This window comes from Streptomyces sp. MA5143a, from assembly GCF_900290235.1.
Lineage (GTDB): Bacteria > Actinomycetota > Actinomycetes > Streptomycetales > Streptomycetaceae > Streptomyces.
Window position 1 is genome coordinate 1 of sequence record NZ_OLMK01000034.1, and the last position, 21,809, is coordinate 21,809.

At 72.2% G+C, this 21,809-nt stretch carries 20 protein-coding genes; 9 read left to right on the plus strand and 11 right to left on the minus strand.

From position 1 onward, the window contains the following. Positions 1–843 (minus strand): GNAT family N-acetyltransferase (locus SMA5143A_RS16585; RefSeq protein WP_107463691.1); only part of this gene is annotated, 843 nt, incomplete at its 3' end. A 304-nt stretch (positions 844–1,147) separates the two neighbouring features. Here SMA5143A_RS16585 and SMA5143A_RS16590 point away from each other — a divergent pair. From SMA5143A_RS16590 to SMA5143A_RS16600, 3 genes are all read left to right on the plus strand, one after another. After that, positions 1,148–2,728 (plus strand): alpha/beta hydrolase, encoded by a 1,581-nt coding sequence (locus SMA5143A_RS16590; protein ID WP_107463692.1) that lies wholly within the window; start codon positions 1,148–1,150, stop codon positions 2,726–2,728. A 125-nt stretch (positions 2,729–2,853) separates the two neighbouring features. Beyond that, the gene (locus SMA5143A_RS16595; RefSeq protein ID WP_107463693.1) at positions 2,854–3,384 is read left to right on the plus strand and encodes a DUF4232 domain-containing protein; all 531 of its coding nucleotides are present in this window, start codon (positions 2,854–2,856) and stop codon (positions 3,382–3,384) included. Between the two features lie 210 nt (positions 3,385–3,594). Next, entirely contained in the window at positions 3,595–4,692 is a 1,098-nt protein-coding gene (locus SMA5143A_RS16600) for a baeRF3 domain-containing protein (RefSeq protein ID WP_107463694.1), read from the plus strand. A gap of 26 nt (positions 4,693–4,718) precedes the next feature. On the opposite strand, the gene SMA5143A_RS16605 is transcribed toward SMA5143A_RS16600, so the two are convergent. Beyond that, entirely contained in the window at positions 4,719–5,132 is a 414-nt protein-coding gene (locus tag SMA5143A_RS16605; RefSeq protein ID WP_055711411.1) for an SsgA family sporulation/cell division regulator, read from the minus strand. A gap of 472 nt (positions 5,133–5,604) precedes the next feature. Between SMA5143A_RS16605 and SMA5143A_RS16610 the strand changes: the two genes are divergently transcribed. Beyond that, positions 5,605–7,029, plus strand: a complete 1,425-nt coding sequence (locus SMA5143A_RS16610; RefSeq protein ID WP_107463695.1) for a PP2C family protein-serine/threonine phosphatase — start codon at positions 5,605–5,607, stop codon at positions 7,027–7,029. Between the two features lie 22 nt (positions 7,030–7,051). On the opposite strand, the gene SMA5143A_RS16615 is transcribed toward SMA5143A_RS16610, so the two are convergent. Beyond that, positions 7,052–8,548 carry a DNA-binding protein NsdB gene (locus SMA5143A_RS16615; protein ID WP_107463696.1) on the minus strand — a complete coding sequence of 499 codons (1,497 nt, stop codon included), beginning with the start codon at positions 8,546–8,548 and terminating at the stop codon, positions 7,052–7,054. A 234-nt stretch (positions 8,549–8,782) separates the two neighbouring features. On the opposite strand from SMA5143A_RS16615, the gene SMA5143A_RS16620 reads away from it, so the two are divergent. The 4 genes from SMA5143A_RS16620 (at position 8,783) to SMA5143A_RS16630 (ending at position 13,716) form a co-directional block, all read left to right on the plus strand. Then, positions 8,783–9,925, plus strand: coding sequence for an aminoglycoside phosphotransferase family protein (locus tag SMA5143A_RS16620; protein ID WP_107463697.1), 1,143 nt, complete (start codon positions 8,783–8,785; stop codon positions 9,923–9,925). A gap of 200 nt (positions 9,926–10,125) precedes the next feature. After that, positions 10,126–10,296 carry a hypothetical protein gene (locus SMA5143A_RS43030; protein ID WP_181361888.1) on the plus strand — a complete coding sequence of 57 codons (171 nt, stop codon included), beginning with the start codon at positions 10,126–10,128 and terminating at the stop codon, positions 10,294–10,296. Positions 10,297–10,425: 129 nt separating this feature from the next. Further along, positions 10,426–11,538: an ABC transporter substrate-binding protein gene (locus SMA5143A_RS16625; RefSeq protein ID WP_375136498.1), complete on the plus strand. Its 1,113-nt coding sequence runs from the start codon at positions 10,426–10,428 to the stop codon at positions 11,536–11,538. A 207-nt stretch (positions 11,539–11,745) separates the two neighbouring features. Then, positions 11,746–13,716, plus strand: coding sequence for an N-acetylmuramoyl-L-alanine amidase (locus tag SMA5143A_RS16630; RefSeq protein ID WP_107463699.1), 1,971 nt, complete (start codon positions 11,746–11,748; stop codon positions 13,714–13,716). A 154-nt stretch (positions 13,717–13,870) separates the two neighbouring features. Here SMA5143A_RS16630 and SMA5143A_RS16635 read toward each other — a convergent pair whose 3' ends face one another. The 4 genes from SMA5143A_RS16635 to SMA5143A_RS16650 all read right to left on the minus strand — a co-directional run bounded on the left by SMA5143A_RS16635 (position 13,871) and on the right by SMA5143A_RS16650 (position 17,100). After that, positions 13,871–14,368 carry a hypothetical protein gene (locus SMA5143A_RS16635; protein ID WP_055513004.1) on the minus strand — a complete coding sequence of 166 codons (498 nt, stop codon included), beginning with the start codon at positions 14,366–14,368 and terminating at the stop codon, positions 13,871–13,873. A gap of 77 nt (positions 14,369–14,445) precedes the next feature. After that, a complete protein-coding gene (locus SMA5143A_RS16640; protein ID WP_107463700.1) occupies positions 14,446–15,051 on the minus strand; it encodes a CGNR zinc finger domain-containing protein in 606 nt (201 codons plus the stop codon). 98 nt (positions 15,052–15,149) lie between these two features. Continuing rightward, the gene (locus SMA5143A_RS16645) at positions 15,150–16,592 is read right to left on the minus strand and encodes a hypothetical protein (RefSeq protein ID WP_107463701.1); all 1,443 of its coding nucleotides are present in this window, start codon (positions 16,590–16,592) and stop codon (positions 15,150–15,152) included. Positions 16,593–16,629: 37 nt separating this feature from the next. After that, complete coding sequence (locus SMA5143A_RS16650) at positions 16,630–17,100, minus strand: GtrA family protein (RefSeq protein WP_107463702.1); 471 nt, start codon at positions 17,098–17,100, stop codon at positions 16,630–16,632. Positions 17,101–17,192: 92 nt separating this feature from the next. On the opposite strand from SMA5143A_RS16650, the gene SMA5143A_RS16655 reads away from it, so the two are divergent. Next, the gene (locus tag SMA5143A_RS16655) at positions 17,193–18,191 is read left to right on the plus strand and encodes a glycosyltransferase family 2 protein (RefSeq protein ID WP_107463703.1); all 999 of its coding nucleotides are present in this window, start codon (positions 17,193–17,195) and stop codon (positions 18,189–18,191) included. Between the two features lie 97 nt (positions 18,192–18,288). Here the strand turns inward: SMA5143A_RS16655 and SMA5143A_RS16660 are convergent, their stop codons facing one another. The 4 genes from SMA5143A_RS16660 to SMA5143A_RS16675 form a co-directional block, all read right to left on the minus strand. Next, positions 18,289–18,537: a DUF397 domain-containing protein gene (locus SMA5143A_RS16660; protein WP_055512994.1), complete on the minus strand. Its 249-nt coding sequence runs from the start codon at positions 18,535–18,537 to the stop codon at positions 18,289–18,291. Positions 18,538–18,620: 83 nt separating this feature from the next. After that, positions 18,621–19,787 carry a thiolase domain-containing protein gene (locus SMA5143A_RS16665; RefSeq protein ID WP_107463704.1) on the minus strand — a complete coding sequence of 389 codons (1,167 nt, stop codon included), beginning with the start codon at positions 19,785–19,787 and terminating at the stop codon, positions 18,621–18,623. Beyond that, on the minus strand, positions 19,784–20,836 hold the full coding sequence (locus SMA5143A_RS16670; RefSeq protein WP_107463705.1) for a thiolase domain-containing protein: 1,053 nt from the start codon (positions 20,834–20,836) through the stop codon (positions 19,784–19,786). Before SMA5143A_RS16670 ends, SMA5143A_RS16665 begins: the two co-directional genes overlap by 4 nt. Beyond that, positions 20,833–21,774, minus strand: a complete 942-nt coding sequence (locus tag SMA5143A_RS16675; protein WP_107463706.1) for a Zn-ribbon domain-containing OB-fold protein — start codon at positions 21,772–21,774, stop codon at positions 20,833–20,835. Before SMA5143A_RS16675 ends, SMA5143A_RS16670 begins: the two co-directional genes overlap by 4 nt. Positions 21,775–21,809: the final 35 nt, after the last annotated feature.

Genomic DNA, 21,809 nt, shown 5'->3' on the forward strand with positions numbered 1-21,809 from the left:
GAGCTCCAGGGTCGTGACCCCGAAGACACGGTCGCGGGCGTACGGCCGGATCGGGCCCGTGTACATACGGGCCGTCTCGAAGGACGGCGTCAGTCCGTACTCCTCGGCCAGGGCGACCGCCGCCGTGTTCTCCTCGGGGATGTCGACGGCGAACACCCGGCCCGCGGCCTCGGCGGCCAGGCCCGCGAGGAGCGCCCGCGCGTCCGCGGCGGTGTCCGCGAACAGGGGGCCGACGCGCAGCGCGTCCCGGCCGGGCCGGATGACGCCGTAGCCGGTGAGCCGTCCGTCGACGACCCGGGCCAGGGCCCGGTGCCCCTCGGTGGTCAGCCACCGCTCCAGGAAGCGGGGGCGGTCGGCGGCGCAGCAGGCGCTGTCGTACGCGGCGACGGTCCGCGGGTCCTCGACGGGGCGGACGTCGGCGGGCACCTCCGCCCCGGGGGCTGTGCCCGTGTAGCGGAAGGTGCGGTAGGCGAACTCGAAACCGGACTGCCGGTAGTTGTCCTGCTGCGCGACCACCCCGTCGAGCCCGATGGTGCGGCCCTCTGCGTGGGCGAGGGCGGTCTTCCAGGTGGTGAGGCCGTAGCCGCGGCCACGCCGGTCGAGGCGGACGAGGTAGAAGCCGAGGAAAGCGTAGTCGGCGCCGTAGGTGACGACGGAGACGGACGACACCGGCTCCCCGTCGATCCTGCCGATGAAGAAACCGTCCGGGTCCTGGGCGAAGAAGCAGGGGGCGTCCGAGAGCCCCGGGTTCCAACCCTCCTCCCCCGCCCATGCGGCCACCACCGCCCAGTCGTCGAGCGTGGCCCGGCTGACGACGAGGTCCTGAGCCCCCGAAGTGGTCATCTGTGCGCTCCGTTCCATGGGGTCGCGCGTGCGGTGGTCGGCCGCACGCCCGCAGCATCCTGGTCGAATCCGGGGGCCGCCGCGACGCGGGATACGGACGAGATCGGTCGTCCCTCGGGCTTCGCGGAGGCCGGATTCACGCGGACGGGTGAGTGACGTCCGGCCGGTTCCGGCGGGTGTCGCGGCGCAGGTTACGGCAGGTCCGGGCGGGCCGCCCGCCGGGAGGCGTGGGCGCGGGTGCCCGCCTATCGTGATCCGGGGGTCGTCCCCGGCCGCCCCTGGCCGGGTGCCCCTGGAGGCACGCATGCGGTCCACGCGCAGACGGCGTCCGTTCAGCGGAGCCGCGGTCATGGTGCTGGCCCTGCTGGGCGCCGGGCTGCCGGCCGCGGCGGCGGGCGCCGACGAGCAGGACGACAAGCAGCCCGACCTGTCCCGCTTCTACGACCAGAAGATCAAGTGGCGCAGATGCACGGGCGTGGAGATGCCCAAGGAACTGCGCTGCGGCAAGGTCACCGTGCCCCTCGACTACGCGCGGCCCGCGAAGGGGACGCTCGACCTGGCGTTGGCCCGCTACCGGGCGACGGGCGACTCACGGGGCAGCCTGCTGCTGAACTTCGGTGGCCCCGGCGGCCCGGGTGTCCCCGAACTGGCCTATGGCGGCGCGGAGTTCATGGCCCTCACCAAGGGGTACGACGTCGTCTCCTTCGATCCGCGCGGCGTCGGCCGCTCCTCCCCCGTGAGCTGCGGCGAGGGCACCGAGGAAGCCGTGGAGGCGACGGACGACGGCAACGACGCGAGCGACCCCGAGGTCGCGCTCCAGCAGTTGAAGAAGGCCGCCGCGGCCTGCGGCAGGCATTCCGGTCCGGTGCTGCCGCACATCGGCACGATCAACGCCTCCCGCGACCTGGACGTGATGCGCGCCGCCCTCGGCGACAAGAAGCTCAACTACCTCGGCTTCTCCTACGGCACCCGGCTCGGCGCGGTGTACGCGGCGCAGTTCCCGAAGAAGGTGGGCCGCATGGTGCTCGACGGCGTCGACACCCTCACCGAGCCGCTGGCCGAGCAGGGCCTCGTCGGCGCCCAGGGCCAGCAGACCGCGCTGGAGGACTATCTCGACGCGTGCGCGGAGCAACTGACCTGCCCGTTCGGGCAGGACGCCCGGTCGGCCAGGGAACAGGTCGTCGACCTCGTCGAGTCGCTGGACGAGTACCCCGTACCGACGGACTTCGGGCCGGAGTTCTCCGGGCAGGACCTGGTGGGCGCCATCAGCCAGGCCCTGTACAGCGAGCAGATGTGGCCCGCGCTGACGCAGGCCCTCAACATGCTCGTCCACGACGGCGACACCCGGGGCGTCGTGGCGCTCGCGGGTGGCGGCATGAGTAAGCCTCCCCGGTCCGCGACCCCGAGTCCGAGCGGCGGACTCGTCGACGAGGAGGACGTGCCGCTCGACAACGTCCCCGCCGCGCTGATGGCGATCAACTGCGCCGACGACCCCGACCGGCCCACCGCCGGCCGGATCACGGAGGAGATCGCGGACCTGCGCGCCGCGTACGAGGACGCCTCCCCGGTGTTCGGCAAGTACCGCCTCACGCAGGTGCTGATGTGCTACGGCCGCCCGAAGGGCACCGACTTCATCCGCGAGGAGGTGCGGAACGTGGACACCCCGAGGATGCTGCTGGTGGGCACCCGGGGCGACCCCGCGACGCCGTACCGCTGGACCGTGGAGACGGCGAAGCGCCTCGGCTCCTCGGCGGTCGTCCTCGACAACAAGGGGAAGGGGCACACGGGGTACGCCTCGTCGAAGTGCGTGCGCGAGACGGTCGACGAGTTCCTCTTGTACGGCTCGCTGCCCGACGACGGAAGTTCATGCGGAGCCGACGATTGAGCATCAGGCGTGTAACACGGGCGGATCGGCTACAACCCTGCCCGCACCTCGCCCGTCACACTGGGTGTGCGTCGCATTTCACGCGACCCGCACTCGTATGTGACCGAACCTGGGGGAATACACCGATGCGTATCCGTTCCGTCCTCACCGTCTCGACCGTGGCGACCGCCGGCGCCGCGCTGCTCCTCGCGGCCGCGCCGCAGGGTCTGGCCGCCCAGCCGGCCGCCAAGGTTCCCGTCTGCAAGGCGAAGGTCCTCAAGATCGGCGCCAAGCAGGCGAAGGACACGAGGATCGTGCACATCACCGTCAAGAACACCGGCACCCGTACCTGCACGATCGACCGCCTGCCCGTGGTCACGTTCGGCGACCTGGACGGGTCGGCCCAGCCGGTGCCGTCGGGCGAGAGCGGGCCGTACAAGCTGGGCGCCGGGAAGACGGCGTACGCGACGGTCCGTACGATCGCCGACCTCAAGGACCCCGAGGCGCGCCGCGTCGACACGATCGGCGTGTCGGCCAACCCGAACCTCGGCGGCCGTCTGTTCACGCTGAAGCAGCTGGGCGCGACCAAGAAGGTGAAGGTCTACGACCCGGTGACGACCTGGTGGAAGACGTCCCAGGCCGCCGCGGACAAGTCGCTGAAGAAGGAAGTCGGCTGACGCGCACGGCGGGCACCCGCCACCGCTGAACGACCGAGTCGGGCCCGTCGGGCGCGCACCCTCACCGGTGCGCGACGGCGGGCCCGACCCGTGCTCGCCGCAGGCCCGCCCGCCCCCTCGCCCCCGCCCCGGTCCGGGCTCCGGCCCACCGTGTCGGGTGACCCGGATACCCCAAATGCCCGATACGCGAATCAGTCCTATCGTGAAGTCATGGAGCATGTCCTCAGCCCCGCGACCCTCACCGAGCTGCGCCGTCCGCGGCCCTACCCCGCCGTGTCGGTGCTGACGCCGACGCATCGGCGGGAACCGGAGAACGCCCAGGATCCGGTGCGGCTCCGCAATGTGCTCGCCGAGGCGAAGAAGCAGCTGGACCACGATCCCGCGGTCAGCCGTGAGCGGCGCAACGACGTCGTCGAGCAGTTGGACCGCGCGCTGGCGGAGGTCGACCTGACGCACGCCGAGGACGGTCTGGCGATCTTCGCGGCGCCGGGCGAGCACCAGGTGTGGTCACTGGCCCGGCCGGTACCGGAGCGCGTGGTGCTCGCGGAGACCTTCCTGACCCGGAACCTGGTGGCCGCGCAGGCCGCCGAGCGCCCCTTCTGGGTGCTGTCGGTCTCCTCCGACCGGGTCGCGCTGTGGAACGGCGGCGGCGGCCGGGTCACGCCCGCGCGCTCCGGCGGGTTCCCCCTCACCCGGGACCGCGACAACTTCGACGCGGAGCGGCAGCAGCGGATCGGCGACATGCCGAGCGCCTTCCGGGACGAGGACACCCGGCACTTCCTGCGGGACGCCGACAGCGCGATGGGCCGCGTGCTGCGCACACATCCGCGGCCCCTGTACGTGACGGGCGAGACGGCGGCGCTGTCCCTCCTGGACGAGATCGGCACCGTCACCAAGGACGCCACCCACATTCCGCACGGCGGTCTGGCGCACGGCACCCCGGAGGCGGTGTGGCAGGCGATCGGCCCGATGATCGAGGCCGAGAACCGCAGGAACGTCGACACGGTCGCCCGGCGGCTGGAGGCGGCCCGCGGCAGCAAGGCGTTCGCGGCCGGCGTCGACGAGGTCCGGCAGAACGCGGAGCAGGGGCGCGTCCAGCTCCTGGCCGTGGAGGAGAACTACCGGGCGACCGTCCGCGCCGACGGCGGGGTCCACCTCGTCCCGGCGGAGAGCGGTGAGCTGGACGCCCGCGAGGACATCGTGGACGAGATCGTCGAACGGTGCCTCGACACCGGGGCCGAGGTGCGGTTCGTGCCCGACGGCACCCTCGGCGACGCGCGCGGCATCGCGGGCGTCCTGCGCTACTGAACCCGCCGTCCCGTGCACGCCGTCGGTCAGACACCGTCGAAGAGGGCCGTGAGGCCCCGGTCGACGGCCCGCCCGACCGGCTCGCTGCCGGAGCCGACGACGGCGAAGGTGCGCACCAGGAAGCGCCGGAGGGCGGCGGTGTCGAACCGGAGCAGGGCCATGCCGTGCGGCGAGTGCAGCTCCACGACCGTGCGGGTGCGCCCGCAGGGCCAGATGTGCACGTCCCCGGTTCCGGCGGGCCCCCGCAGCCCCTCGTCGAGCAGCTCTCGGGCGAACGTCCAGGTCACCATGGACCCGCTGAGCGAGATGTCCGCGGGGAAGTCGAGATGCACGGCCAGCGGGTCGTCGGAGGTGTAGCGCAGCGTGGTGGGCACCGGCAGCTCGCGGTCCTCGGCCGTGACCAGGAGGACTCGTGCGGGCTGTTCCAGTGTGACGGTCATGCGCGCTCTCCGTTTCGGATCCGGGTCGGCCCTGCGCCGACATGCCTCATCGGCCTCGCGAAGGGCATTCGCGCGCCACGCTTTCCTGGATTCACCGCTGTGACCCAAGTCACCCGTTTCCCCCGTACCCGAGTCCCTCGTTCCCCCGGCGGACGCCGGTTCTTCTCGGATGTACCGACACCGCCGCACAGGATCAAAGCGGCTCGCACAAACGACCTTCGAACACGGGCTTGAAAGCGGCTCGGAGCAGAGCCGACAACCCATCAAGTCGCGTACGCTGCCTACGACTTGCTCCCTCGGGGCACGTGGCGAGATGCCCTGGCGGACCCGGTCCGCGAGGACAGCGGCATATGCCGGAAGCACCACCGTATCGTGTCTTGCCAAATCCCTTACAGCGCGTCGCGGGCTGTGCAACAGTCGTAACCGGCCCATCCGTCAGCGTTGGTCGTACCGTCCCCCCTCGGAGTACGTGATGCCGTCCCATCTCTCTGCGGATCGCCCCGCCGCGCAGCCGCCCCGGCGCGGCACGGTCGACGCGCTCATCTCGCAGACGCGCCGGCTGCGCGGCGACATGGACGCGGTACGGCGTGGCACCGCCGCCGACGGGACGGACGCCGAGGGCCGGTGGCAGCGCGCCCTGTACGACCTGGCCCTTCATCAACTGAACGATCTGGACGAACACTTGGCCCAGCTGCGGGACGGTCCCGACGTCCCGGCGGCCGACGCGGACGAGGCCGGCGCTCCCGCCGAACCGGTCGCGGCGCGCCCGCGCGAGTCGCTGCTCAGCCGGGTCGGCAGTGCCGAGTGGAACCTCCTCACGGACGAGGCGAGCTGGTCCGGGGAGCTGTACGAGATCCTCGGGCGCGATCCGTCGGCTCCGGCGCTCACGCTCGACGAGCTGCCGTCGCTGGTGCTGGAGGAGGACCGGCCGCAGCTGACGGCGATGGTGACGGACTGTCTGATCGACGCCCGGCGCATCGACGGCGAGTTCCGGATCGTACTCCCCGACGGGGCGGTACGCACCGTGCACATGATGGGCGAGCCCGTACTCGACGACGACGGCAGCACCGCCTCCATGTGGGCGGTGCTCCGGGACGTCAGCGAACTTCGGCGCAGTGAGCGGGCGGTGAGCGACACCCGTGACTCGTTCGAACGCCGACGGCACATCGCTCGGGCCGAGCACCGGATCGCGGTCGAGCTCCAGGAGGCCGTGCTGCCGCCGTGGCGTGGCGCCCTGCGGCTCCCGCACCGGGGCCCCGAGACCCTGGACGTGGCGGCCCGCTATCTGCCCTGCTCGACGACCGCACTGATCGGCGGGGACTGGTACGACGCGCTCGAACTGCCGGGCGGTGAAAGCCTGTTGAGCGTCGGCGATCTCACGGGGCAGGGAGTGGCCGTCACCTCGGGCATGGCGACGCTGATCGGCGCGGTGCGCGGGATGGCCATGGCCGGCACCGAACCGGGGCAGCTGATGGCCTGCCTCAACCAGTTACTCGACGCGACCGGGCAACCCGCCCTCGGCAGCGCCGTGTGCTGCCGCTACCGGCCGGCGACCCGCAGCCTGGTGTGGGCGCAGGCGGGGCACCCCGCCCCGCTGCTGTTCCGCGACGGGACGGGGCGCGTGCTGCCGGCGCCGGACGGCATCCTGCTCGGAGCGACCTCGGGCGCCGTCTACGGGCAGGCCGAGGTGACACTCCGACCGGGTGATCTCCTGCTCCTGCACACCGATGGGCTGGTGCCCGGGGGCACCGCAGCCGTCCAGCGGCTACTGGACCTGGCCCCGCGGTTCGCCGAGGCGCGGACGGCCCGGGACGGCGTACGGGCCGTGGTGGAGGAGTTCGGCGAGGGCGAGCGCGAGGACGACGCGTGCGTGCTCGTCGCCAGGGTCCTCGCCTGACGTCAGGTCGCCCCGCCGGCGGTCACGCCGGTGCGATGTCGCCCCTGTTCCTCGACTGCGGCTTCGGCAGGGCGAGTTTGATCTCCTCCCGAAGGTCCTGGATCTTGGGATAGCTGGAGTACTGACCGGTGAGCCGGTACATCTGGCGCAGCCGGTCCCACGTACGTCCCGACGAGTTCGACCCCATCGACATCAGGGCCAGCCTGGCGTACCGGTTCGCCTGCTCGGGGTCGTCCGCGATGAAGCAGGCGGACGCCATGGAGAGATGGTCGAAGATCTTCGACCGTTCCCGGCCGTCGTTGCGCAGGGCCAGGGCCTTCTCCGCGTAGTGCTGGGCGTGCGCGGCCGCGCCGGGCTCGAACTCGGCGAGGGTGCGGTAGGCGAGGGCCTGCATGCCGTACAGGTCCTCGTCCTTGAAGGTCTGCATCCAACTCGGCGGCGCTGTGTCGCCCTTGTCGGAGACGAAGAGGTCTTCCGCCTGCCCCAGGGTGCGGCGCATGGCCTGGCCCTTGCCCATGGACGCCTGCGCCCACGCCTCGATGGTGTGGAACATGGCCTTGGTCCGGGGCAGCACCCGCTCGCCGGAGCCGGACTGGGCGAGTTTCATGAGGTCGAGCGCCTCGTCGGGTTTGCCGAGGTGCACCAGTTGCCGGGCCGCCCGGGAGAGGGCCTCGCCGGCGCGGGGCCGGTCACCGCCCTCCCGGGCGGCGTGGGCGGCGATGATGAAGTACTTCTGGGCGGTGGGTTCGAGGCCGACGTCGTGCGACATCCAGCCCGCGAGGACGGCGAGGTTGGCGGCGACGCCCCACAGGCGCCGCTGGAGGTGTTCGGGGTGGCGGTAGGAGAGCATGCCTCCCACCTCGTTGAGCTGTCCCACGACAGCCTTGCGTTGCAGCCCGCCGCCACGGGCCGCGTCCCAGGCCCGGAACACCTCGACGGAGCGCTCCAGTTCCTCGATCTCCTGCGATCCGATGGGGGCGGCCTCATAGCGGTCGAACCCGGCGGGGTCGGCGTGCAGGGGGTTGTCGAGGTCGGGAGCGTCGGCCTTGAGCGTCGGGTCGGTGTGCAGCCAGTCGTGCATGGCGCTGCTGAGTGCTGATCCCGCGGTGAGCGCGACGCCCGCACCCACCAAGCCGCGTCGGTTGAGCATGAGGTCCATTCCCGTGAATTCGGTGAGGACCGCGGCAGTCCGTTCGGGCGCCCACGGCATACCGTCGGGATGCTCCGCATTCCCGCCGCCCTGCCGTTTCCCCGTACGCCCGTGCCGGACCAGACCGAGGTCCTCGATGGTCACGACACGGCCGAGACGCTCGGTGAACAGCGCCGCCAGCACCCGCGGCACGGGATCGCGCGGGATCTCTCCCATGTCGATCCACCGCCGCACCCGTGAGGTGTCGGTCGCCAGCTGCGGATGGCCCATGGCCGCCGCCTGCCGGTTGACCAGCCTCGCGAGCTCGCCCTTCGACCAGCCGGCCAGGCCGAACAGGTCTGCGAGTCGGGTGTTGGGTTGTCCGCTCACGTCAAGCCCCCAGGTTCTCGGCTGAGTTGAATGTAGCCCGCTGTCAGTTGCTGGGGGACTATTCGCCAGGCTTCGCCAGGGTGCGCTAGATGGTGTGCCACGGGCCGTGCGGTGTCAGGTAGGAAAGCGCCACCCCGGCCCGGTCGCCCGACAGGCACTCCCCAGGGTGCCCCCGGTCGGCCGGGGCGGGTGGCGCGTGACATCGCAGGCACACGAAGGGATCTGTATTCGCCCATGTACGCAGCATCGTCCTCCGTGTCCGCTCCGCCCCGGCCGCTCGCACCCCGCCAGCCGGGCGGTGGCGGCCCCTATCTCGACCCCACCCGTTCCGCGGCCCCCGGGCTCGGTGCCGGCCGGGCCCGGCGTGTTCCGGGGCTCGGCCACCAACCGCTCAGCGGGAGACTCGACTTGTCCGGCCCCCAGGGCGCGCAGCTGCGCACGGCGATCGCCTCGGTGCATCGCATCTGTCCGGAGTTCGCTCCGGTCCAGGTGCTGCGCCGCAGCGGCCGCTCGGTGCTGCTCGTCGGCACGACCGGGCGCAGCACGGCCGTCGCCAAGTGCTTACTGGACCACTCCTCCATCTGGGAGGAGCGGCTCCGCCACGAAATAGCCGCATACCGCTCGTTCGTCCGGCACCGCCCCCCGGTGCGGGCGCCGAGGCTGATCGCGGCGGACCCGGACAACTGCACCCTGGTCGTCGAGCGGATGCCGGGCCGGGTGGCCGCGCTACAGCGGCATCCGGTGGAGGCGCCGCCGCGTGCCGACATCCGGGCGGCGCTCGGCGCGATCTGTCGGCTGAACGCGTGGCGGCCACCGGCGGGCACGTTCGACGCCCCGCTGGACTACGCGGAGCGGATCTCCCGATTCCATGAGCTGGGTCTGCTCACCGACCGGGACATGGGCGATCTGCAGAAGCTCCTGCACGGCATCGCGCACGCGGCGGGCCGTCAGGGCATGGGCCAGTTCTGCCACGGCGACGCCCTGCTGTCGAACATCCTGCTCTCACCGGCCGGTCCAGTGCTGGTGGACTGGGAACACGCGGGGTGGTATCTGCCGGGCTACGACCTGGCGACGCTGTGGGCGGTGCTCGGGGACGCCCCCGTGGCGCGGCGTCAGATCAGTCAGCTGGCGCAGTCCGCGGGCCCTGCCTCGCGGGACGCGTTCCTGGTGAATCTGATGCTCGTACTGACCCGTGAGATCCGTACCTACGAGACGGCCGTGCAGCGTTCGATGCACGACGCGACCCCGGCGGCACCGGGCCCGGCCCACCCGGCTGCTGCGCCGTCCGGCGAGGAACAGCGGCTGCTGCTCAGGCGGCTGCACGACGACTGCCAACTGGCCCGCAAGGCCGTACGGGCGGCGGTCGGCACTCGCTGAGGGGAAACGAAGGCTCGCGGCGCGCCCCGCACACCGGCGCACCGCGGGCCTTCGTCATGTCAGCCCCCGAGTAGTTGTCGCGCTCAACCACCGCCGTGCCACGGGCAGATAGGCAGGCAGGCGGGGCTTGACTCCTGTCGCGGCCGGGGCGGATCGTGGACGGAGGGGCTGTACCAGAGCAGTCCTGGCAGGTGATCTCTATGCAGGCTGTCATCAGTAAGCGCACGGCCGTCACCGCATGCGGCTTCCTCCTCTGCGGAGTGCTCGCCGCACCAGCGGTCAGCGATGTGGTCTCGGCCCTGACCGACCACAGCGAACAGACCCAGGTCGACGCCGTGCGGAAGAAAGAGAAGAAGGCCCCGCGGCACTAGGAGGCCGCACTGCACCGCAGCCACTGGCCCCGTGCCCCGTACCCGTGCTCTGGTGTGGCCGGGGCCGGCTGGCCACCCGCATGACTTGTCGCTTGCCCCTCGGCGGCGGTCATGGATGCAATGTGCGTCATGATCACGCACATGCGCTCGCCGGGGCGGAGTGAGAGGGGCCCCTCGGCCGTCCGGATCGGTGTACTCGTCCCGCTGAGCCCACCCGGCTGGGTGGAGGCAGGGCGGCACTTGCTGGCCGGCCTCGAACTCGCCGCCGACGAGGTCAACGACGGCGGTGGAATAGGCGGAAGACCCCTGGAACTGCTGGTCCGGGACACCGCGGCCGACCCGCGGAGGGCCGCGGCGGTCGTGGACGAGCTGGCTCGGCTGGGTGTCGCCGCCCTGGCCGGGGAGTACCACAGCGTCGTCGCGCGCTCCGCCGCCGCGCGGGCGGACGCCCTCGGTCTGCCGTTCCTGTGCTCGTCGGCGGTCCTCGACGTGCTCACCGACCAGCCGACGGATCGGGTGGCGCGCCTGTGCCCGGCCCAGTCCCACGGCTGGCGGATCTACGCCGAGCACCTCCTCGACGCGGGCCACCGGCGGGTCGCCGTGGCGGCCCAGTCGAGCGTCTACTGGGCGGCCGGGACCCGCATCCTGCGCGACCACCTCGCCCCGCACGGCGGCTCCGTCGCCGTACTCGACATGGGTCTGCTCGACCCCACGGCCGTGTGCGACGAACTCGTCCGCCTGCGAGCGACGGCCCTGCTGCTGCTCACCGGCCACCCGGAGCCGGTCGTGCCGATCGTCAGGGCCGTCCGCCGCGACCCGCGGCTCGCCGACGTCCTGGTCGGTGCCCCGGCCGGGCAACCGGAGCTCCCCTCGTGGGCGGCTCTGCTGGGCGGCGACGGTGCGGGGGTCCCGTTCCTGCGCTATCTGTCCGAGCGTCCAGGTGCCCTCGGCACACGTGTCGAGGCGGCCCTGCGCGAGCGGCTGGGCGAGGCCCCCTCGTTCGTCGCCTTCGAGGGCTACGACACGATCGCCGTCCTCACCGACGTACTGCGCTCCGAGGGCACGGACCGGGCACGGATCGCCGCCTCCTGGCCGCGTGTGGTGGTCGAGGGGACCCGGGGGCAGATCCGGTTCTCCCGAAGCCCGGGCGTCGGTGTCTGGCAGTGGGCCTGGCCGCCGGTGCAGGTCGTCGATCGGGATCCTACGGAGCCCGAGCGCTTCCGGATCCTCCGGAGCGGGTGACGCGCAGGAGGGCGGCGAGCGAGGTCGGAAGGAGGCGGAGGCCCGGGGGGAGAGTGCTGTCCGCCGTTCCACGCGCCACGGGCCGTCATGGCCGGTGACCGGGCCTCCGGGCGGGCATGATTGACGGATCGTCGGCCGACCCGATAGCACTGGTGCACGATCGGCCCCGCACGCCCCCCCCACGCCCCACCGTTCCAGGAGGCCGCCTTGCGAGGATCCCCCATCGACCGCAGGCCCACCACCCGTCGCAGACGTCTTCGCGGTACGGCGGTCACCGCCGCCCCGGCGGTGCTGATGCTGCCGCTGCTGGGCGCGGCCCCGCCCGAAAGCCAGTCGTCCTCGGCCCGGCTGCAGGGCGCCTTCGCGGCCGCGGCCGCCGAGTACCAGGTGCCCCGCAGTGTGCTGCTGGGTGTGTCGTATCTCCAGTCCCGCTGGGACGCGCACGGCGGTTCCCCCAGCGTCACCGGCGGCTACGGCCCCATGCACCTCACGGACGCGCGTACGGCGCTGGCCGAGGCCCCGCACCACAGCGAGGGCGCCGAGGACCCGCGCGGTGACGGCTCCCGTCCACCGCTGCGACCCGAGGCGCACCTGCCCGAGAACGCCGAACTCCCGCCCCGGCTGCGGACCTTGCCGCGGGCGGCCGAACTGACGGGACTGCCGGCCGAGACCCTGCGCACCGACGCCGAAACCAATGTGGCCGGCGGCGCGGCACTGCTCGCCGCCGCGCAACGGGAGCTGGGCCGCGAGCCGAGCGCCGACCCGGCCGACTGGTACGGGGCGGTGGCGCGGTTCTCCGGAGCCGACGACCGGGCCACGGCGGCGGCGTACGCGAACGAGGTCTTCGCGGTGATCCGGGACGGCGTCCACCGGCTCACCGACGCCGGTCAGCGGGTGACACTCCCCGCCGAGCCCCGACTCGCCCCCGACAAGGGGCAGTTGTCGCGGGTCGGGCTGCGCGCCGCCGCGGCGGACGGCACGGAGTGCCCGAGGACGGTGTCGTGCGAGTGGATCCCGGCGCCGTACGAGGAGTTCGGTGACAAGGACTACGGCAACCACGATCTGGCCGACCGCCCGGCGTCCCAGAGCATCCGGTACATCGTCGTCCATGACACCGAGGGCACCTGGGACACCACGTTGAAGCTGGTCCAGGACCCGACGTATGTGTCCTGGCACTACTCGCTGCGCTCCACGGACGGGCACATCGCCCAGCATGTGAAGAACAAGGACGTGGCCTGGCACGCCGGCAACTGGTACGTCAACGCCAAGTCGATCGGTCTGGAGCACGAGGGCTTCCTCGCCTCGCCGGACGCCTGGTACACGGAGGCGATGTACCGGACGTCGGCACGGCTGGTGAAGTACCTGGCCGCCAAATACCGCGTCCCGCTGGACCGCCAGCACATCCTCGGCCATGACACCGTGCCCGGCCCGACGACGGCGAACGTCCCGGGCATGCATACCGACCCCGGCCCGTACTGGGACTGGCGGCACTACTTCGAGCTGCTCGGCAGGCCCTTCGGCCCGACCGCCGGCCAGAACAGCCGTCTCGTCACCATCCTCCCCGACTACGCGGACAACCGGCCCGAGTTCACCGGCTGTGTGAGCGGCGGACAGCCGTGCCCGGTGCACGGCTCCAGCGCCGTACGCCTGTACAGCGAGCCCGACACGTCCTCGCCGCTCATCAAGGACATCGGTCTGCGGCCGGACGGGAGCCCCTCCACGACCGATGTGAACGACCTCGGTTCACGGGTCTCCACCGGCCAGCAGTACGCGGTCGCCGAGCGGCGCGGCGCGTGGACGGCGATCTGGTACCTCGGGCAGAAGGCGTGGTTCCACAACCCGGCGGCACAGCGCACGGCGGTCGGCGCGGCCGGTCTGGTCGTGACGCCCCGGAAGGATCTCGCGGAGATCCCCGTGTACGGCAGGGCCTACCCGGAGCAGGAGGCGTATCCGACGGACGTCCCGGCCCAGGCGGTGTCGCCGCTGCCGTACAAGCTCCTCAAGGGGCAGCGCTACGTGGTCGGTGACCGGCTGAAGGGCGAGTACTACTACGCCGTCTCCTTCGACACGTCCGGACACAGGGTGGTGAGGGGTGACGACGTCTACTACGAGATCCAGTTCGGACACCGGGTGGCGTTCGTGCGGGCGGCGGATGTGCGGGTGCTGCCGTTGATCTGAGGGGCGCCTCGTAGCTCGGGGTGCGTGTTCGTCGGCGGGTGCGGGTGGTGTGTGATTGCTCGCGCAGTTCCCCGCGCTCCTGGAGGGGCGGGCCTACGGCCCGCCCCCCCTCCCGCGGACGGCGCGTCCGCGGGTCTGTGGGGCCCGGCCGGGGTCAGCCCTGCTGGAACAGCTCTGCGGGGAGTGGCTTCAGCAGCGCGTACAGATCGTCCGTGATCGGACGGTCCCAGGCGGCGATGGTCACCAGGACGTTGTCGCTGCGGTCGAACTGGACGCAGGAGATCCGGGACTCGGAGAGCTTGAGGCGGCGGACGATCAGGAGGTTGTCGCCCTGCATCACCGGCATGTCCTCGGTGCCGACGACGGTGATGTCCTCCTCGTTCTCCAGCGCCAGCAGCAGCTGGGCCACCTCGAAGGGGATCTCGCCGTCGGCGACCTCGCGGGCGGGGGAGCCCTCCGGGAGGTTGCCGATGATCATCGCGGGGCCGCGGCCGCCGTACAGGTCGTAGCGCAGGAAGACGCCCTGGCAACTTCCGTCGGGTGCGGGCAGCAGGCCCGCGCCGAGATTGCCCGGCCAGTCGCCCGGGTCCATGGCCAGTACGTCGAATTCGGGCCCGGCAGGGGTGGCACTGCGGCGGCGGAGGAAGGACATGCCGCCATGGTACGTGTCCGAAGGTGGTCGGTGCCGGGTGGGCGAGGCCATTCCAGGGCCGGAGGGGAAGCTGCTCGTCACCGGCCGGTGGACGCCTTGTGGCGTTCGTGGTGGCGGGCCACCCGGGCCCGGTTGCCGCAGGCCGGTTTGCACCACTCCTGGCGGGGGTGCTCCTTCAGGAAGTAGCGCACACAGCGGGGTGCGTGGCAGGCCCGCAGCCGCCGCCGTTCGGGGCTCGCGAGGAAGGCGATGGCGGCTCGGGCGAGGGCCGCGGTGAGCGGGTCGCCCCCGGTCGCGGGCTCCTGGCGCAGGACGGGGTCGCCGCTCGGGGACCAGGTCAGCACCGGGACGGTCGGGGACTGGGCCGCGGCCCGGTTGACGTGCTCCAGGGCTTCGGGGAGGGACAGCAGCCGGGCGGCGTCGGCCGGGCTGGGCTCGGCGGGGCTGACGGCACGGGCGAACAGGGCGCGGACGGCCCCCCGGAGATCGCGTACGGCGGCGAGGGCGGTCTCGTCGGCGGTGAGGCCGGCGGCGCCCGGCAGGAGATCGGCGTGGGCGCGGACCCAGCCGGCGAGCCCGGCGGGCTCGGCCAGGTCGTCGGCCACCCCGCCGTCGCCGTCGTGGCGCACGGTGAGGGCGAGGTCGAGGGCTAGCCGCGCGTCCGCGCTGATCGAGTACTCCATGACGTTAATGATAGGTGAGTCGGCATCCATTAGATCGAGTCGGCGTTCCGCTTCCTTCCACTCCCTCCCGCGTAGGGGGTGCGCGCCGCTCGGCGATGTCACCGCGGCTGGCGCTGCTCCTCGGGGGCCGCCGGGTGATGCGCCGTCACGGCACCGGTCGGCGTCACGGCGGAGCCGGTGCGTGCGGCGTCCGGGGCGGAGGGGGCCGAGGTGGCGGGGCGGCGGTCCAGCCAGCGCAGCAGGAGACCGAGTGTGCAGGCCAGCGCCGACCAGTAGACGTAGCGGTAGTTCGTCGCCGGCATGATGGGCAGGTACCCGAGCACGTAGACCATCGAGCTGACGCCCAGCGCCCGGACGGGCAGGGAGAACCGCCCCCTGCCGGGGCGGACGGTGAGGAAGAGGGCGACGGCGAGCCAGAACCAGCCCCGGAACAGCGGCCGGAGATCCGCGCCCAGGCCCCCGATGTACGCGCCGAGACCGGCCTCCAGCCGGGGGTGGGCGACCTCGATGCCGAGCTCGTTGGGGAAGACCCCTGCCTGGTACGGGTAGCCGGTCTCGAAGAGCAGGCCGGCGAAGAGCCGCATCCGGTACTGGAGATAGCCGGGGGCGTGGGAGCCCATCTCGCTCAGCCACAGGGAGGTGATGCCGTCCGCGTCCCTGGCCATCCCGTCCGGCCTGCGTTCGTAGCAGGCCCAGTAGGCGTCCGAGAGGGCGCCGACGCTGCGGCACTGCTCGGCGGCCGTCACCAGGCGGTTGCGGAGGTCCGGCGGGACGTCCGCCGACCGCAGCTCCTCCACGGTCAGGACGTGGACCAGGTCGTCGAGCATGATCTGCGCGCCCTGCCGTGTCTGCACGGGATGCGCGATCCGGGAGATCGCGACGGCGGGCACGACGAGCGCGGCCACGAGCGCCGCCGCACACAGCGCCCAGGTACGGCGGCCTGGTGCGGGCCACAGCGCGAGAACCAGCAGGACGAACAGGGGGATCGCCGCGACGAACACGTTCTTGCGGACGAGCATGGCGTAGGCGAGGAAGAGAACGCCCAACCCGAACAGGCCCCAGCGCACGGCAGGGGGCACGTCGCGCTCCCGCAGTCGCAGTCCCACGAACGCCACCGCGCACGCGGCGAGCAGGGCGGCGGCCGCGTGGACGTCCTTCCACACCACGCCGACGAACGTCAGTACGGGAGGAGTCAGCCCGATACCGAGGACGGCGAGCGAACCGGCACGGCTCGCGGTCAGGTCCCAGACGCACCGGGCGACCACCCACAGCGCGCCCCAGAGGACGACGGACTGGAGGACGGCCATGGAGGAGGGCGTGCCGGTGACGGCGATGAGCGCACGCCACACCAGACTCAGCACGGGCGGGTGCCAGTCGGTGAGCGGTGTCCTGCCCATCGCCTGTCGGAGCTGCTCGATGCTGTCGGGACTCATGTACCCCGGGGCGAACACGACGGTCGTGCCCAGACAGCACGCGACGGCGACAGCGGCCAGCCCCCAGCCCCAGAGCTTTTCACCCTGAAACCACACATTTCGTCCCATGCGGCGGATGCTAACAGCGGCGACCGGACCGCACGGATCAGGGCGCGACGAAGACGTAGCGCCGGTAGGCGAAGAAGCGGAACAGGGTGGCGAGGACCCAGCCGAAGACGCGTGCGACGTTGTCGCTGAGCACCGAGCCCAGGCCGAGCAGATGTCGTGACGCGTACACCGTTCCCGCCGTGATGGCTACGCCGACGAGGTTCGCCAGCAGGAAGAGGACCAACTCCTGGGTCAGCTTCTCCCGATGCCGGTGGCGGTAGGTCCAGTAACGGTTCCCCGCCCAGCTGAGGAGCGCGGCGGCGCCCGTCGCGAGGACGGACGCCTGGACGGGCAGCTCCCGCATCACCCCGCCCTCGGAGCCGCCGGGAAGCCCGAACACCAGCAGGTTGTAGCCGCCGTTGTCCACGACGAAGGCCAGCGCTCCGACCACCCCGAACTTGGTGACCTCGCGCCAGACACCCCTGACGGCGTCACGCGCACGCAGCGCCACAGACGCGAGGACCGACACCCCGCGAGAGTAACGACACGGCGCGCCCCCGCCCCCCGGACGCGCCCATATCGCATGATTTCCACCTCATGTGTCGCCGATGCGGACAGGGAGTGGACGTGCCACCGACGATCGCGTGTGTCGTGCCGTGTCACAACGAGGAGGCGGCCGTCGGCAAGGTGGTGCGCGACCTGAGGGCCGCGCTCCCGGAGGCGGACATCTATGTGTACGACAACGCCTCGACCGACCGGACCGTGGAGGTCGCCCGGGAGGCGGGCGCGATCGTCCGGGAGGAACGGCGCAAGGGGAAGGGCAATGTCATCCGGCGCGCCTTCGCCGATGTCGACGCGGACGCCCTGCTCATCATCGACGGCGACGACACCTATGACGCCTCCCGGGCGCGGGACCTGGTGGACCTGCTCTTCGAGGGGCCGTACGACCAGGTGGTCGGGGCACGCCGGGAGACGGTAAGCGCCGCCTACCGGGCGGGACACGCGTTCGGCAACAAACTGCTCACGGGCGTCGTCGGGTCCCTGTTCGGCAACGACGTGACGGACATGCTGAGCGGGTACCGGGTCTTCTCACGGCGCTTCGTGAAGTCCTTCCCGGCGCTGGCCCGCCAGTTCGAGACCGAGACCGAGATGACCATCCATGCGCTCCATCTCCGGCTTCCCACGGCGGAGCTGGAGGTGGACTACCGGGTCAGGCCCGCCGGGAGCGAGAGCAAACTGCGCACGTTCCGGGACGGCTGGCACATCCTGCGGGTCATCCTCGATCTGGCGCGGCGGGAGCGGCCCTCGCTCGTCCACACCGCGGTCGCGGGGCTCCTGGCTCTCGTCTCGGTCGTCCTCGGCATCCCCGTCATCGCCGACTACATCCGCACGGGCACGGTCCCTCGCATCCCCACGGCGATCCTCGCCGCGGCGGTCATGACGATCGCGGCGCTCGTCCTGCTCGTCGGGTACATCCTGGAATCGCTCATGCACATGCGTCAGGAGCAGTCCCGGCTGGTGCATCTCGCGTACGCGGCGCCGACCCGCGTGCCGCGCTACACCACACACCACGTGGGGACCGGCCGGGTCCGCGTGCGGAACGTCTCCGGCGGCCTGTGACCAGCTCGGGCCACGACCGCCCCGGCCGCCGAGGGGCGCGGGCGGGCAGGTCGGTGAGCGGCTCGGGCGCCCACCGACGGCCTTCGCGGGGGCGGTTCTAGGTCAGGTCGAACTCGCCCTCCCTCGCGCCCGACACGAAGGCACCCCACTCCGCGGGGGTGAAGATCAGTGAAGGGCTCTCGGGGCGGCGGCTGTTGCGCATGGCGATGAAGCCCTCGACGAAGGCGATCTGGACGTCTCCCCGCCCTCGGCTGCTGGACCGCCAGTCCGCGTTGCTCAGGTCGAGCTCCGCCGGCTTGCGCCAGCCGTCGAGCGATCGCTGCTGCTCCATGGTGCTCTCGGCCACGTCCGTGCTCCTCCCGGTTCGTCGTCCGCCCGCCAGACTAGCGATCGGTCCCCGCCGCGGACAGGCCACGTGAGGAGGGAGGTTCAGGAGGTGGGCGGCTCGGCGCCGACCAGCCACATCGCGAAGAACTGCGAACCACCGCCGTAGGCGTGCCCGAGGACCCGGCGGGCGCCGTCGACCTGGTGCTCCCCGGCGAGGCCCCGTACCTGGAGCGCCGCCTCGGCGAAGCGGATCATCCCGGAGGCTCCGATGGGGTTGGTGGACAGCACCCCGCCGGACATGTCGACGGGGAGGTCTCCGTCCAGTTCGGTGACGCCCGACTCGGTGAGCTTCCAGCCCTCCCCCTCGGCGGCGAAGCCGAGGTTCTCCAGCCACATCGGCTCGTACCAGGAGAACGGCACGTACATCTCCACCGCGTCGATGTCCCGGCGGGGATCGGCGATGCCCGCCTGCCGGTACACGTCGGCGGCGCAGTCGCGCCCTGCGCGCGGTGACACGCAGTCCTTGCCGGCGAACAGGGTCGGCTCGCTGCGCATCGCCCCGCCGTGCATCCACGCGGCCGGCCGGGGCGCGCGGGCGGCCCCGGCGCGGTCGGTGAGGACCATCGCGCAGGCCCCGTCGGAGGACGGGCAGGTCTCCGAGTAGCGGATGGGGTCCCACAGCATGGGTGACGCCTGGACCTTCTCCAGCGTGATGTCGTGCTCGTGGAGGTGTGCGTACGGGTTCTTCAGGGCGTTGCGGCGGTTCTTGTACGCGACGAGGGAGCCGACGGTGTCGGGGGCGCCGCTGCGTCGCATGTACGCGCGGACGTGCGGGGCGAAGAAGCCGCCGGCGCCGGCCAGCAGCGGCTGCTGGAAGGGGATCGGCAGGGACAGGCCCCACATGGCGTTGGACTCGGACTGCTTCTCGAACGCCAGCGTGAGGACGGTGCCATGGATGCGGGCGGCGACCAGGCTCGCGGCGACCAGCGCGGTCGATCCGCCGACGGAGCCCGCCGTGTGGACCCGCATCATGGGTTTGCCGACCGCGCCGAGTGCGTCGGCCAGGTACAGCTCGGGCATCATGACGCCCTCGAAGAAGTCGGGCGCCTTGCCGATGACGACGGCGTCGATGTCGGCCCACGTCAACTCGGCGTCGTCGAGGGCGCGTCGGGCGGCCTCGCGGACGAGTCCGGCGATCGACACGTCCCGCCGGGCCGCGACGTGCTTGGTCTGGCCGACGCCTATGACGGCCACGGGCTCCTTGCTCATCGGGGATCCCCTTCGAGTACGGCGACCAGGTTCTGTTGCAGACAGGGCCCGGAGGTGGCGTGGGCGAGGGCGCGGTCCGACTCGCCGCGGTGGATGCGGGCGGCGGCCTCGCCGATGCGGATCAGCCCGGCGGCCATCACCGGGTTCGCGGCGAGGGCGCCTCCCGACGGGTTGACGCGCACGCCGTCGTCGTCGAGTCGCAGCGCCTCGCGCAGGACGACCTCCTGGGAGCTGAACGGGGCGTGCAACTCGGCGGTGTCCACGGGGCGTTCGAAGGCCCCGGCGCGTTCGGCGGCGAGGCGGGTGGAGGGCGAGTCGGTGAGGTCGCGGACGCCGATGCCGTGGGCCTCGATGCGGTGGTCGATGCCCCGGATCCACGCGGGCCGCTCGCACAGGTCCCGGGCCCGCTCCCCCGCCGCGAGGATCACGGCCGCGGCCCCGTCGCCGATGGGCGGGCAGTCGCCGGTGCGCAGCGGCCGTACGAGGTACTCGCCCTGCGGCACCGAACCCCTGAGCTGGGCGTGCGGGTTGGTCGCGGCGTCGGCGCGGCTGCGGGCGCCGACCGCCGCGAGGGCCGGCTCGTCGGTGCGGCCGGCGTCGATGAGCGCCTGCGCCTGGAGGGCGGCGAGGGCGACGGAGTCGGGCCACAGGGGGGCCACGTAGTACGGGTCGAGCTGGCGGGTCAGTACGTCACGCACGGAGCCGGGTGAGGACTTGCCGTAGGAGTAGACGAGGGCGGTGTCGGCGTCGCCCGTCTGGAGTTTCACCCATGCCTCGTACAGGGCCCAGGCGCCGTCCATCTCCACGTGCGACTCGGAGATCGGGGGCCAGGCGCCGACGCCGTCGAGTGCGAGGGTGAAGGAGAAGGCCCGGCCGGCGAGGTAGTCGCTGGACCCGGAGCAGGTGAAGCCGATGTCGGCGGTCTTCAGCCCGGTCCGTGCCAGTACCTCGTGCAGGACCGGCATGAGCATCTCCACCTCGGAGGACTCGTCGCTGGTGCGGCGGTGGTCGGTCTGGGCGAAGGCGACGACGGCGATCTCCCGGTTCACAGCAGCTCCTTGTACGTGTCGTACGCGGCGTCCGGCTCGCCGGTGGGCCGGTAGTGGTCGGGGTAGCGGCCTCCTTCCGTCCACACGGGTTCGACGCGCAGCCCCATCCGCACCTGGTCGTAGGGGATGCCGGCGATCCGGCCGTGCAGGGCGAGGTCGGCGCCGTCGAGGGCGATGTGGGCGTAGACGTAGGGGACTTCGATGTCGAGGTTCTTCGCCTTGATGTTGACGATGCAGAACGTGGTGACGGTGCCGCCGGGGCCGACCTCGACCTGTTCGGCCGTGGCCACGCCGCAGGTGGGGCAGGCGCCCCGCGGTGGCACGTACACCTTGCGGCAGGACGGGCAGCGCTCGCCGACCATGCGGCGCCCGGCGAGGGCGTGCAGGTATCCGGTGGTGGCGCGGCCGGGCGAGTAGGTGTAGTCGAGGCGGGCCGGGGCGACGATCCCGGTCACCGCGTCGGCGAACTCACCGCTGTGGCCGCCCGGTTCGGCGCGCTCTCCGTCGTACGGCTCGAAGCAGGCGATGTCGGTGATGGCCCCGCTGCGTTCCCCGGCCCACCGGACCCGGACGCGCATCCCGGTGTGCACGGCGTCGGGGCCGGGGGCGTCGAGGGCGTGCAGGAGCGCGGTGTCGGCGCCGTCGAGCCGTACGAGGACCCAGGCGAAGGGGGTGGTCAGAGGCTGTCCACGGCGGGGGGCGTGGTTCCAGGCCCAGGTGGTGACGGTGCCGGTGGGGGCGACCTCGACGAGGTCGCGGATCTCCTCGGCGGTGACGGGGTCGTACTCGACGGGTGGGACGAGGGTCCGTCCGTCGCCGGTGCGCACGCCGAGGATCACGCGTTCGCGCAGCCCGGTGAGGAAGGCGCTCTGCACGGGCCCGAGGGATCGGGTGAAGGGGAACTCGACGGTCAGGGGTGCCTTGAGGACTGCGGACATCGGCGGGGTTACTCCTTCGGGAAGGGGGCGACGCG